General features: G+C 63.1%; 9 protein-coding genes. 6 read left to right on the top strand and 3 right to left on the bottom strand.

Going from position 1 to position 12,695, the window contains the following annotated elements; genetic code table 11:
• Positions 1-70: 70 nt before the first annotated feature.
• Positions 71-238 carry a type II toxin-antitoxin system HicB family antitoxin gene (locus tag ACRQHG_RS07920; RefSeq protein ID WP_284897477.1) on the bottom strand — a complete coding sequence of 56 codons (168 nt, stop codon included), beginning with the start codon at positions 236-238 and terminating at the stop codon, positions 71-73.
• Positions 235-1,425 carry a hypothetical protein gene (locus ACRQHG_RS07915; protein WP_284897479.1) on the bottom strand — a complete coding sequence of 397 codons (1,191 nt, stop codon included), beginning with the start codon at positions 1,423-1,425 and terminating at the stop codon, positions 235-237. The genes ACRQHG_RS07920 and ACRQHG_RS07915 overlap by 4 nt, the downstream gene beginning before the upstream one ends.
• Positions 1,426-1,626: 201 nt before the next feature.
• On the opposite strand from ACRQHG_RS07915, the gene ACRQHG_RS07910 reads away from it, so the two are divergent.
• Positions 1,627-1,887 (top strand): type II toxin-antitoxin system Phd/YefM family antitoxin, encoded by a 261-nt coding sequence (locus ACRQHG_RS07910; protein ID WP_284897481.1) that lies wholly within the window; start codon positions 1,627-1,629, stop codon positions 1,885-1,887.
• A gap of 6 nt (positions 1,888-1,893) precedes the next feature.
• Positions 1,894-2,148, top strand: a complete 255-nt coding sequence (locus tag ACRQHG_RS07905; protein WP_284897483.1) for a Txe/YoeB family addiction module toxin — start codon at positions 1,894-1,896, stop codon at positions 2,146-2,148.
• Positions 2,149-2,190: 42 nt separating this feature from the next.
• Here the strand turns inward: ACRQHG_RS07905 and ACRQHG_RS07900 are convergent, their stop codons facing one another.
• The gene (locus tag ACRQHG_RS07900) at positions 2,191-2,751 is read right to left on the bottom strand and encodes a DUF4232 domain-containing protein (RefSeq protein WP_284897485.1); all 561 of its coding nucleotides are present in this window, start codon (positions 2,749-2,751) and stop codon (positions 2,191-2,193) included.
• A gap of 417 nt (positions 2,752-3,168) precedes the next feature.
• On the opposite strand from ACRQHG_RS07900, the gene ACRQHG_RS07895 reads away from it, so the two are divergent.
• From ACRQHG_RS07895 to ACRQHG_RS07880, 4 genes are all read left to right on the top strand, one after another.
• Complete coding sequence (locus ACRQHG_RS07895) at positions 3,169-5,793, top strand: hypothetical protein (protein WP_284897487.1); 2,625 nt, start codon at positions 3,169-3,171, stop codon at positions 5,791-5,793.
• Between the two features lie 198 nt (positions 5,794-5,991).
• Positions 5,992-8,358: a coiled-coil domain-containing protein gene (locus ACRQHG_RS07890; protein WP_284897489.1), complete on the top strand. Its 2,367-nt coding sequence runs from the start codon at positions 5,992-5,994 to the stop codon at positions 8,356-8,358.
• Positions 8,359-8,393: 35 nt separating this feature from the next.
• Positions 8,394-10,817 (top strand): LPXTG cell wall anchor domain-containing protein, encoded by a 2,424-nt coding sequence (locus tag ACRQHG_RS07885; RefSeq protein ID WP_284901344.1) that lies wholly within the window; start codon positions 8,394-8,396, stop codon positions 10,815-10,817.
• A gap of 959 nt (positions 10,818-11,776) precedes the next feature.
• Positions 11,777-12,631: a GmrSD restriction endonuclease domain-containing protein gene (locus ACRQHG_RS07880; RefSeq protein WP_284897493.1), complete on the top strand. Its 855-nt coding sequence runs from the start codon at positions 11,777-11,779 to the stop codon at positions 12,629-12,631.
• The last annotated feature ends 64 nt before the right edge of the window (positions 12,632-12,695 follow it).

Genomic DNA, 12,695 nt, shown 5'->3' with positions numbered 1-12,695 from the left:
ACCTCAATAAGGCCGACTTTTCGTTGCTATGGCGGGGCAAACCCCGGATATAAGACCCACCATTTGTCTATTAACCCGCCGGATCCCGTTCCACTTCGGGAAAGAGCGCAAGGGCATCACGCACCAAATCCGGAATATCCTCAGGCTTTCGGCTTTGGCTAAAGAGTTCGGGCACTTCGTCCACCTCGACTACCCACCAGCCCTCCTCGCGGGTGGCGCGTGCCGTGTATGTGCTCATGATTCATTCTCCGCAGCAACGATTTCCTTCAGCCGCGCCTCACCGGCCGGGTTACCTTCCAACACTAGGTAAGAATCGAAACGCTTGGTCGGGGTTTCGGGGACCAGCTGCGCGGCCTCGCGGCGATTGCCACCCAAAATGGCGAACTCATTTCCATCCAGCGCACACAGAATATCGGTGGCTGCGGCCGGCGCGGTTTCCGCGGGCTCCCCGATCCAGTAAGAGCGCCCGCGCTCGCCGCTCGCAGCTTGTGCATCGCCGCCCGCCGCCGCATCCGCCCGGTTATCCGCAATAAACGAGGCGTAGGGGAAGTACGTGATTGAGTCCGGCCCGCGCAGCGAACACCCGGCGATTCGAGTATCCGCCGTGAATACACGCCCGGCCAGCTCCGCGGACATCCCGGCCTCCCGCGCCTTCTGCGCCGTTGCGAGCGCTTCCAGCTCGGCATTTTTCGGTTGCACGACGACGCTGCCATCGGCCAGCGTGTACTCGACCTGATCCTGGACCCACTCGCTTCCGTTCCACGTGAAACGCCCACGCACGCTGGCCTGCCCACCAAAACTATCCAGCGGCGCCCAGCTCAGGGAGATCTGGTCCGGCTGCATATCCACCACGTCGACTCGGGGAGCACGCGCGCTGCCATGCCGGTAATCCTCGGGCATGATCTGGGCGATAGGCCGGTTAGCGCCGTCGTACCACGCGAAAGTGACCGACGGAGTATCCGGCGCCGCTTCGGCATCGGCGCTGCGGATACTGCTCGTGAAAATTACGCCGCGCACGGGCACCCCGCCCAGGGTGGTGGCGCCCAGATCGTCCATGCGGATGTCGAAGAGGTTGCCGCTCGGGGTGGCACCGGCGGTGACGGGTGTGCGCGCGGGGGTGCCGCGCTCGGTGTCGTGGAGGAGTGCGGTGCCGTTGGTGAAGGGCACGGTGACCTGGGCGGGTTCTTTGCCGGGGTAGGTGCCATCGCCGTCGCGCACCGCCCGCGCGAGGTAATCGGGGAGCGCGAGTTCCGAGCTGGCCAGCGCCGCGAACTCGGGCGCGGGAGCAGCGGTGGCGGGCGTGGCGCTCGCGGCCGACGCGCTGGAATCGGGCGACGCGGCCGAACCGCCAGAATTTGTGCATCCGGCGAGCGTGAGCGCGAAGGCGCTCGCGAGGGCCAGGGCTGGGGGAGCGAATCGTTTCATGGGTTCTCCTTCGCGGATCGGCGGGCGCGGCGCCCGTTTGTGCAACGCTGCACGATTCTCATTCTACGGAGTTAGGGTTTTGAAAATAACCCCGTGTCTCGACTTTTATGTGACCTCGGTGTGTGGCGGTGTTGTAAGACCGGAGAGAAGGGTAGCGAAGCGAGAAAATTGTAGGTACACTTTTCTGTACGGAGGTGTGTGATGAGAACAATGAACTATTCCGAATCGCGAGCAAACTACGCGGAAGTTCTACAGGCTGTGGTTGATGATTGTGAACCGGTCATCATTACCCGTAGTGGCCACGAGTCTGCGGTCATTGTTTCGCTTGATGATTACAATTCGATGCGTGAAACCGCTTACCTCATGCGTTCGCCGCGCAATGCCCGCCGTCTCATTGAGGCAATGGAACAAATCGAAGCGGGCGGAGGTACTGAACATCCGCTATGTGACGATGGTGAGTAGGCCCTCATGTCGTTCCTTTGGGCTGATCACGCGTGGGAAGACTACCTGTGGTGGCAAATCCACGACCGTAAGATAGTGAAAAAAGTTAACGCGCTACTCAAGGATATTTCGCGTAACGGTCATGAGGGCATAGGGAAGCCGGAGCCGCTGAGATATAACTACGAAGGGTATTGGTCGCGCCGTATTACTGACGAGCATCGTTTGGTTTACAAGATCAGTGATGATGCGATAGTCATTATCTCGTGTCGATACCACTACTAAAAGCGTGAAAGGTGGTTAGCCGCAGCCGGTTGTTCCGGCACGCTACCTTTTATCCACCTCAAAATCCCCAACCTTCACCGTGGCCTCCCCGGACGAACACGAATCCATCTGCTCGCCGCGGGAAACGGAATACACGCTGGTGCCCGTGTACCCCACCGCAAGATCGAGACCCGACACCATCTTCTCCGGGCACAGCGCGCCGGGATTAATAGCGTCCACCTCCATGGCGATCCGCTCGCCCGACTCCAGCACCACATCCGCCCCGGTCGCGCTGGTCGCCGGCGCCGGCTCGGTGAACATATTCCCGTTGGCGCTGATGGGCGTCACCTCGAGCTGCGCCGGAATGAAGCACGGCACCCGGCCGGTATTTTCCACCCGCAGCACGTAATACCGATGCCCGGCGCCGCCGTCCTGATACTCCAGCGTGGTCGCCATTTCCGCCGGCGCGCAGCGGGAGGGCGACTCCGCGCTCGCGGTCTCTACCGGCGCGTTTGCCGGTGCGCTCGCGGCGTTTGGCGGCGCGGATTGCGTGGCGCTGCCCGAACACGCGCCGAAGAGTAGCACCGCGGCACAGGCCATAGGTACGAGAACGAAACGTTTCACGCTTACCTCCTTCGTGCAGGCGTGCGTCCCCGCGTGGTTGTTGGTACGACGACGCCGCAGCAGCGGGGCGCCACCCGGCCTGCGAGTGAACCTGCACCACCGCCAGTCTACGGCGCTCTAGTAACCTGCGCCACAAAATGGGGTGATGTGGGGTGGGGCTGTATGGGTCAGAAGGCCTGATCGCTAGTTAAAAGAATAATAATGCGGGTATATGTAAATAATAGCAATTAACCAACAATCCGCTTATTTGCGGGCTTGCGGGCGCTGAATGTTGAAAATGCGGTGGTGTTCCCGAGAAAATCCCAGAAAATTCCAAGCCGAATCTGGCTTTTCTGCCATTAACTGTTCCCCGTAAAATCGTGGCCCAGGCAAAGGGTGCCACTCTCACCTAGATGTATATTCCTTGAAAGGATAACGATGAGGTCCCAGACTCACCGCGTCGTCGCTACCGCTCTCACCGCTGGGGTAGCCGTTGCACTTGTTCCGGCCGGCGCCGCGCAGGCGCAGCCGGTTTCCGGAGTGGGCGAGGTGCCCGTGGCCGATGCCGCGCGCCCCACGCTGAGCGTGGAGGAAGCTGAGCGCAATGTGGCCGCGGCGCAGGTTGAAGTCCAGACTCGCCAGGCGGAACTCGATCAGGCCACCAAGAAGAATTCCGCCGCGCAGGATGACCTCAAGAAGGCGGAAGAATCCGCTACTACCGCTGCCGCTGCTACTCAGGAAGCAGAAGAAAAACTTGGCGCCGCTCAGAAAGAGCAGGAGGCGGCGCAGCAGGCTGTTGAGGAAGTAAAAGAAGCGGGCCAGGCCGCCAAGGATCAGCTGCAGGAGGCCAGCGCTCAAGCTCAGGACTCGGCCAAGCGCGCCGATGCTGCAAAAGCCAAGCATGACGAAGCGACCGCGGAGCTACAGCAGGCTACCGAGAAACTCGGCGAGCAGCAGGCGCTGGCGCAGCAGAAGGCCGCGGAGGTAGAGGCCGCCAATCAAGCCTTGACGAAGGCGGAGGAGGCCGAAGCCGCTGCCAAGGCTGTGGAGAAGCGCCTGGGTGAGGAAGTCAAGGAACTGACCGAAGCGGAAAAGGCTGCTAAGGCTAAGTTGGACGAAGCCCAGGAGAAACTGAGCAAGGCCGAAGCTGAGCGCGATGAAGCGCTCAAGCAGGACAAGGCCAAGGTTGATACCGAAACCGGCGCGGTAGCCGCGGCCAAGAAGCTCGCTGAACAAAAGTCCGCGGAGCGGGATGCTAAGCAGCAGGAAGCGAAACGCACTCAAAAAGAACAGCAGGCCGCTGAGGCGAAGTTGGAGGCTGCTAAGAAAACTCAGGAACAAGCACAGGCTGCGGCTGATGAAGCTACGCAGAAAGAAGCGCGCTTAGCTGCCGAGCTTGAGGAGTTAGAGCAGCAGATCACGCAGAAAGCTGCGGCAGCGGAGAAGCTCAAGGCTCCGATGGACGATGCCGAAAAGGCTCTTGATGAGGCAAAGAAGAAAGAAGCGGCTAAGCGCCAAGAAATTAAGCAGGTAGAAACCGCCATCCAATTTGCTCCGGATCCAGTCAAGAAAACACTGAGAGTTACTCTTGCGGAGCACCAGCGGAATCTTGGGCCTTTGCAAGCGGACACGAAAGCCAAGGAGCAAAAGTACAACGAGGCAAAGAAGGGCTACGATGCGGCTGCGGCTCAGCTCAATGGCGTGATCGCCAAGCAAGACGAGAAGAGGAAGGAACGCGTTGGTGTCGCCGTTGAGCGGGATAAGGCTAAGCAAAAGCTAAAGGACGCTCAGGAGTCGGCTACAGATCTCACCGAGGAAGTGGCTCGCAAAAAGGAAGCGGCCGCTCAGGCGAAAACCGCCGCACAGCAAGTGGAAGCAGAAGCGGCGCAGGCTACCACAGACCTGCAAAATGCTCAGAAGAAATTGACTGAGGCGAACGCTGCGGCGGAGCAGAACAAAACTGCGCAGAATGAAAAGGTGGCGGCTGCCCAGGGCCCGCATAATGACGCGCGCGATAAGCATGCGGAAGCTGCGAAGAAACTCTCGGACCTCAAGAGCCAGGTAGACGGGCTGAAGCAGGGTTGGGCTGATGCAGAAAAGAAGCTCGCCGCCGCCAAGTCGGATGCGAACGCCGCGCGCGAGGCGGCCCTCCAGGCAACGAAGGATCTTGGCGCTGCGAACGTGAAGCTGGAAGCCGCGCGGGAAGCTGAGAAGGAAGCCGCGCGCAACCTGGAGAATGCGAAGAAGGCGGCCGCCCAGCAGCAAGCTCAGCTGGATAGCTTGATTGCCGAAGCGCAGAAATACGACGAGCGCTCGGTCGAGTTGCAGCGGGCTGCCGAGGCGGCGCGGCTCGCCGGTGAAAAGGCGGAGCAGGCCCGGGCCGCGCATGAGAAAGCTACCCAGGCTGTCACGGCGGCCCGGGAGGCAGCACAACAAGCGCAGTCCGCGCAGGCCGAAGCGAAGAAGAAGCTCGGCGCGGCGACGGTCGCCTTGCATGCTGCCGAACAGCAGCTCACATTGGCCCGCCAGCAGGCTCCGGCGCCGAAGCCCGATGCGCCAAAGCCGGACGCGCCCAAGCCGGATGTGCCGGGCGTGAAACCGGCTCCGCAGCCGGAACAACCGCAACAGCCCGATCAACCGGGAACGAAGCCGGGTACGCCCGAGGTCAAACCGGATGCCCCCACTCCGAAGCCTGACGCTCCCAAACCCGGAACTCCGGAGGTGAAGCCCGGCCAGCCCGAGGTGAAACCCGAAGTCAAGCCTGGCGTGAAGCCGGAGACCAAGCCCGATACGAAGCCGAGCACTCCGGTGCAGCCTGAATCTCCCACGGCTCCCGCTGCGAAGCCCGCTGCACCTTCGGCACAGCCGCAGGCGCCCGCATCTCCGACCGCGCGTCCCGAAACTACGGCCCGCCCGTCTGCGCCTGCCCAGGCCCCCGCCAAACCGACCCTGGCCGCCTCCGGCAGCGAAGCACTCGGCTCCATTGGCGCCGCGACCCTCCTGCTGCTGGCCGGCGGGGCGGTGGTCATGGGCCGCTCCCGCGCCCGGCACGCCGCGAAATAACCGAAACAGTCGAAATAACACAGCGCTTCGCGCAACCGCAGGAGCGCTGCCTCGCACTGGCAGACACGGGGCAGCGCTCCTGAGGAAATCCCAGAAAAATCCAAGCCCGATCCGGATTCTCTGCTCTTAACTAGTCCCGTACGTCCTCAATCTGGCCCGCGCGCCAGGCTCACCTACACATATCCCGAAAGGAACCCGATGAGGTCCCAGACTCACCGCGCCCTCGCGACCGCTCTCACCGCCGGGGTCGCCGTCGCCCTCGTACCCGCCGGCGCTGCGCAGGCCCAGCCGCTCTCCAGCTCCGGCACCTCGGCCAGCACCCCGCAAACGCAGCGCAATATCGAGCAAGCGGAGCAGAACGTCGCCGCCGCGCGCGCCGCGGTCCAGGCCCAGCAGGCCGAAGTGGATCGCCTCGCCGCGCAGTCCGCCACCGCGCACAACAGCCTGAAAAAAGCGGAAACCGCCGCGGCCGCAGCTGTCACAGCCGCGAAGAACGCCGCGGACAAGCTCAGCGCCGCCGAAGCCGCGAAAGTGGCCGCGCAGCGCGCCGTCAACGAAGCAAAAGAAGCGGGTACCGCAGCCAAAGACCAGCTCCCCGCGGCCCAGAACAACGCGAAGGATTCCGCGGCTCGGGCCGAAACCGCTGCCGCCGAGCGCGACGCCGCAGCCAATCAGACCCAGCAGGCCGCTGTAAACCTGAAAGCCCAGCAGGAAACCTTGCAGGAGAAAACCGCCGCTGCGGAGAAATCCGCGCAGGCCCTCACCCAAGCGGAAGCGTCCGAAGCCGCCGCCCAGGCCGATAAGACTCGCCTGGCTGCGGAAGTGGAAAAGCTCAGCGCCGCGGAGGCTGCCGCGAAGGCCAAGCTGGCCGAGGCGGAGGCGAATTTGCGCCACGCCGAAGAGGCACGCGACGCTGCGGTTCAGGGTGAACAGCGAAAGATCGACGCCGCCGCTAGCCAGCTGGCACAGGCCACCCAGGCCGCGGAAGGAAAAACCGCCACCCGCGAATCCACCCGGCAGGAAGCCCTGCGTGCTCAGGACGCGGTGGTTGCCGCAGCCAAAGACCTCCAAGAAGCCAAGAATGCCGAAACCGCGGCTGAGTCAGATGTCAGTGCGGCTGCAAAGAAAGTAGAGCAGTTGGCCGCCGAGCTTGAACCGCTCCAGCAGAATGTCACGGAGAAAACGGCTACTGCTAAGCGGGCTGCTCAGGCAAAGGATCGAGCGAAGAGGTTATGGGAGAAGGCGAAGCACGACGCTGAAGACCGCGAGTCGTGGGTGAAAACGCTAGAGAAGGCCGCCAAAGAAAACCAGGATATTAGGAAATCCCTAGAGCAACAGCGTCAGGAACTCAAGCAACTCCAGGCTGATGCGGAAGCCAAAGAAGCAAAGTACCTCCAAGCCGAACAGGATCATGACGTAGCCGTGATTGCTCGCGATGCCGCGATTGCGCAGCGTGATTCAAAGAAGGTGGAGCACGATGGCGCCGTCGTCGAAAAGAATAAGGCTGAGCAAAAGCTGCAGGAGGCAAAAGAGGCGACCGCGCAGCGGGCCGCGGCCGAAACCCGCGCGAAGGCGGAGCTCCAGCGCAAGGAAACGGCCGCTCGGGACGCTGCTACGGAGGCCGCCCAGGCGGAGCAGGCCGTGCGCGAGGCGCAGGAGAAGCTCGGCGCGGCGCAGGCGGATGTGGATGCGGCGACGGCCGGCGCGAAGGAGGCGGCCCGGAACGCCAAGACGGAGCGGGACGCGGCGCAGGGGCGTCACGCGGACGCGGCCACGAAGCTCGCCGGGGCGAAAGACCAGGCCACGCAGGCGCAGGCGCGCCACACGGAGGCAGCGGCCAAGCATGCCGAGGCGAAGCGGGATCTCGCGGCGGCTCAGGAAGCGAAGACGCAGGCCGAAGAGGGCGTGCAGGCTGCAAATGCGCAGCTGGAAGCCGCGCGAACCGCGGCAGCGGAAAAGGCCGCGGCTGCGGAGAATGCTCAGAAGGCAGCCGCGCACCAGCAAGCTGAGCTGGAGCGTTTGACCGCCGCGGCGCAGAAATACGACGAGCGTGTGGCGCAGTTGCAGCAGGCTGTCGAGGCGGCTCGGCTCGCCGGCGAGGAAGCGGAAGCGGCGCGGGCCGCGCATGAGAAAGCGAGTGCGGCGGTTGCGGGCGCACAGGATGCGTTGCGGCAGGCCCAGGCCGCGCAGGCGGCGGCGCAGCAGAAGCTCGGCGCGGCGAGCGTGGCTTTGCACGCGGCCGAACAGGAACTTGCCGCGGCGCGTCAGCAGGGCCCGGCCCCGAAGCCGGACGCTGCGCAGCCGGGCGCAGCGAAGCCCGGTGCTTCGACGCCAATTGTGCCGAAACCTGAAGCACCGGCCAAACCCGAGGCGCCGGCGGCCAAGCCCGCCGCGCAGAACCCGGCCGCGGCAAAGAATGCCGTTACCGCAAAAACCGCACCGGCCCAGAAACTCCCCGAAACCGGCAGCGACGCCAGCGGTGCCATCGGCGCGGCATCGCTCTTGCTGCTGGCCGGCGGCGCCGCGATGGCCGTTCGCGCTCGCGGCCGCCGCGCCCACTCATAAAAAATCTCAATTAACTCCAAGACCAAAGGATAACCATGAGGACCCACACTCACCGCGCCCTCGCCGCCGCCCTCACCGCGGGGGTCGCCGCCGCGCTACTCCCCGCCGGTGCCGCCGTTGCGCAACCGGTGCAGAATAACGACGACGCCGGCGCGGCTACCGCCGCGCGAACCGCACTCAGCCCTGCCGAAGCGGAAAAGAACGTGGCAGCTGCCCAAGAAACAGTGGCGGCGCGCCAAGCTGACGTGGACCGACTCACCGCGGCGGCCGCGGAAGCGAAAGCCAAGGCAGCGGAAGCCGAAAAAGCGGCGGAGCAAACTCAAGCTGTGGTAACGCAGAGCGAAAAGAAGCTCGCGGATGCCACGAAGGAAGCGGAGGCCGCTCAGAAGGCAGCGGACGCGGTCAGCGAGGCGGGAAAGGCCGCGAAGGGCCAGCTCCCGCAGGCGGCTGAGCAGGCCAGAGAGTCTGCTGACCAAGCGGCGGCCGCGCAGATTGCCCACGAGAAAGCGGAGGCGAGCGCGCGGGAAGCCGCGGGCGGCGTCGCCGCAAAAGAAGCGGACTTCAAGGAAAAGGCCGCGGCTGCGCAGGCGGCCGATGCGGAGTTGACGACGGCGCGCGAGGTGGACGCGGCGGCGCGGGCGGATAAGGAGCGGCTGGGCAAGGAAGTCGCGCAGCTCGAGCAGGCGGCCGGGGCCGCGCGAGATGCCCTGAAGCAAGCCGAGGCGGAGTTGCGGCAGGCTACGGCTAAGCGCGAGGAGGTGCTCGAGGCTGAAGTTGCGAAGGTACGCAAGGAATCGGATGCGGTCCGGGCCGCGCAGGAAGTCGTTAAGCAGAAGGAAGCGGAGAAGGATGCCGCGGCAGCGGAGGCTCGCAAGGCGGAAGACGCGATGGTCACTGCTGCTGAAGCTGAGCAAGTCGCGAAGAAGGTCGTGACTGAAGCGGAGGAAGCCAAGGCGGAAGCTGAGCGTACAGTAGAGAAATTGGCAGCTGAGGCCGAGACGCTTGAAAAGGCGGAAGGACCGCTCTCAGTGCAGGTGAGCACGAAGGAAGCGGAAAAGAAAGAAGCTGAGGGTGCGCTTGCGGATGCGCAAAAGATCGAGAAGATGAAGCGCGAACAGCTAGAAAATCTCGAGAAGTTGGCTGAGAACAATGACGATGTGAAGGATCTGGCCAAGCAGCAGAAGCAAAAAGTCGAGGAAGCGGCGAAGGTAACTGAACAAAAGCAGCAGGCTCTTGAAGAAGCGAAAGCGGCGCATCGAGAGGCTGAAGCGAAGCTGGCAGCGGCGCGTGAAGAAACGCAGCAGAAAAAGGATGCGTACCAGAAAGCCGTAGCCACGAAGGAAGAAACAGCTCAGAGGGCGCAGCAGGCGCAGGCGGTCGCGGAGCAACGGACCAAGGAGCTTGAGACTGCACGGGCTACCCACGACGATGTTAGTGAAAAAGCAAGGGGTGCAGCGAAAGCGTATTCCGCCGCACGGGACGCGCTGGTAATCGCGGAAGAGAAGATGGACGCCGCTGTTGCTGCCCAGAAACAAGCGCTTGAGGAAGCCGAAGCTCCGGTACGTGAGGCGGAGAGTAAGCGCGATGCGGCTAATAAGACAGCCAGCAATGCTACCGAGAAGGTGAGTGCGCTCAAGGCACGCGTCGCGGAGCTCGAACCTACGTGGGTGCAGGCCACGGAGAGGCTCGCAAAGGCCGAAAAGAATGCGACTGCTGCGCAAACCGCTGCGGCGGCCGCCAAGGAAGCAGCTGCTCAGGCGAAGGCGGCTGCGGAGAAGGCTCGTGAGGTGGCTGTGGAAGCGGCGCGCACCCTCAATGAAGCCCGCACGACTGCTGCTCAGAAGCAAGCAGAATTAACCCGGCTCGCCGATGCGTCGAATACCTACGATGAACGGCAGTGGGATGTTCGGCGAGCTACTGAGAAGGCGCAGGCGGCCGAGGCGGAGCTGCGCGCGGCTCAGGATGCGCACGGTAAGGCGACGCTCGCGCTTGAGGCCGCTCGTGAAGTGGAGGAGTCCGCACTGAAAGCCCAGGAAGAAGCACGGAAGGAACTGACCGCGGCAGAGCTTGCCTTGCGGGCGGCTCAGCGGGATCTGGAACTGGCACGTCAGCAGGCCCCGACTCCGGAGCAGAAGCCTGGGGATAAACCGAGTCAGAAGCCCGGGAAGCCGGAGGACCCGAAGAATCCGGAGAAGCCTGCGGTTCCCGAGAACCCGGGGCAGTCACCGGCTGCGCCGTCGCCCTCCCAGCCGGCCGGCAAGCCGGCGGCGAAGCACTCCGCGGCAGAAAACAAAACGCCTACCGCGAAGCGAGCAGCGGCGAAGAATGCAACTCCCACCCAGAAGCTTCCCGAGACCGGAAGCGATATGAGCGGCGCTATCGGTGCGGCAACGCTTCTTATGCTCGCCGGCGGCGCGGTTTTTCTCGGTCGTTCCCGCGCGCGGCATGCGGTGAAGTAGCGGTACGCAGACAATAGATACCAGCGCGTAATGTCACGTGCTGCGAATAGGTGCCCCGCCCGGTCAGTATCGTTCTGGCTCCGGGCGGGGCACCTTATTTTCACGGGTGTACTTCGATTGTGTTGCGGATGCAGTACAGCTCGAAACTTATACATGGCCGCCCGCGCCGGGTTTTTTCTCATCGGCGGGAATTCTTAGTCTTCCAATGATTTTGCCACCACGCGTTCCACCAGAAGAGAATCGCGCCATCGATGTAGATAAAAATCGCGAAGCCGATCCCGAGTGCGATTTGAAGTACTCGTGACTCCGGTCCGGTAATCATGTCCCACGATGCCCAAAATGCTAAAGGCAGAATAATCGGCATGGCATACAGGGAATACCGCCAGAAACGTGACTCTTTGATATGTGGGCCGGCCATTTTTCTCTCCGCTCTATAGAAAACTCTCAGTGGCTAATTTCGGATAATCGCATCACGAAGGTGGCCGAGCTGGACACATTACAATTAATGAACCGAACGATCTTGTAAGCCGCATTGCTCACTTCTTTCACTGTGTTAGAAACCAGTGGCGGAACCATATATGTATCGGTTCATACAGGCTGTTTCACCGTCGCGGCTCTACGTGTATACCTTGAATTTACAATAAATGAATTGTAGTCGCAATAGATATTTGTGAGGTGGAACGGGTTGTGGTGCTGAACGGTGGCCCCGGCCCCGGCCTGGCGTCGTGAAGGCGTCGTCGTACCACGCGCACGCCCCGCTGCGCCGCGCACGCCCCGCGCCGCAAACCAGCCCGCAGCATACCACCACCGCCGCGCACCCCAGCCACCGCGTCCACCTGGTATTCCACCATGCGCCCCGCCTTTGAATCCGCGCGGTTGCTTGTCTACCATTGTCACGCGGCGTTTCGGCGTCGTGTAGTTTTATCTATTCGAGAAGAGAACGAAAAGAGAAGGAAGTCATGCCACGCACTAGTTTTGGCAGCGCCGGCCACGGCGCATCCACCACCGCCCGCACCTCGCTCGCGAAGTGCGCCGCCGCCATGGGGTCCCTGGCGATTCTCGCGGGGATGATGGGGGCATGCACCAAGAGTAGTGATGAGGCTGCAGCCACCTCCGCTCCCGCTACCTCGCCTGCCGCTAGCTCCGCCGTCGTCACTCCCGGCGCTTCGGAAACCCCTCCGGAAAAGCTCCCGGCAGTCATCCCGAACCCGGCCCACCCGCAAAGCGCAATCGAGCTTCTCGGCACCCTCACGGTTGCCGAACCGTCCACCACCGATAAGGCCGATCCGGCGAAGTTCGGTCCCAATGCGGCCGGTCTGAACGAAGACGAATGTAACGTCTACACGGACATTCTGCGCCGCGACCTCGTGAACGTGGGCGTGCAGCCGGGTACCTCCGGCTGCGGTATCGCCTACGGCACCCTGGTGGATAACTACACCGGGAACATGGTTGATTACGCGCGCCCGGAAGCCGGCACCAAGACCGTGGTGGTGGACCGCATCGTCAGCCTCGATAACGCTTGGGCTTCGGGCGCCAACCAGTTCACGGACGAGCAGCGCGCTGCTTTCGCCAGCGACCCGCGCAATATGCAGGCCGTCTCCGCGGACCAGGCCACGGAGAAGGCCGGGCGTTCCGCCGCCGAATGGGTCCCCGCGAACAAGAACTTCACCTGCCAGTACGTCGCGCGGCAGATCGGCGTGAAGGCCACCTACGGGCTGACCGTCACCCAGGCCGAGCATGATGCTTTCGCCCAGTACTTGCAGACCTGCCCGAACCAGCTGGTTCCCGGCTGGGAAGGCCCGGCGGGCAAGTAGCCTGGGGGCAGTAGCCACATAGGCGACTAGCCATATAGGCGCGGCACAAAAGTGGCCGGGAGCG

Origin of the sequence: Actinotignum vesiculae (assembly GCF_051267215.1) — a bacterium.
Taxonomy (GTDB): domain Bacteria; phylum Actinomycetota; class Actinomycetes; order Actinomycetales; family Actinomycetaceae; genus Actinotignum; species Actinotignum schaalii.
This window is presented reverse-complemented; position numbering and strand designations above follow the sequence as displayed.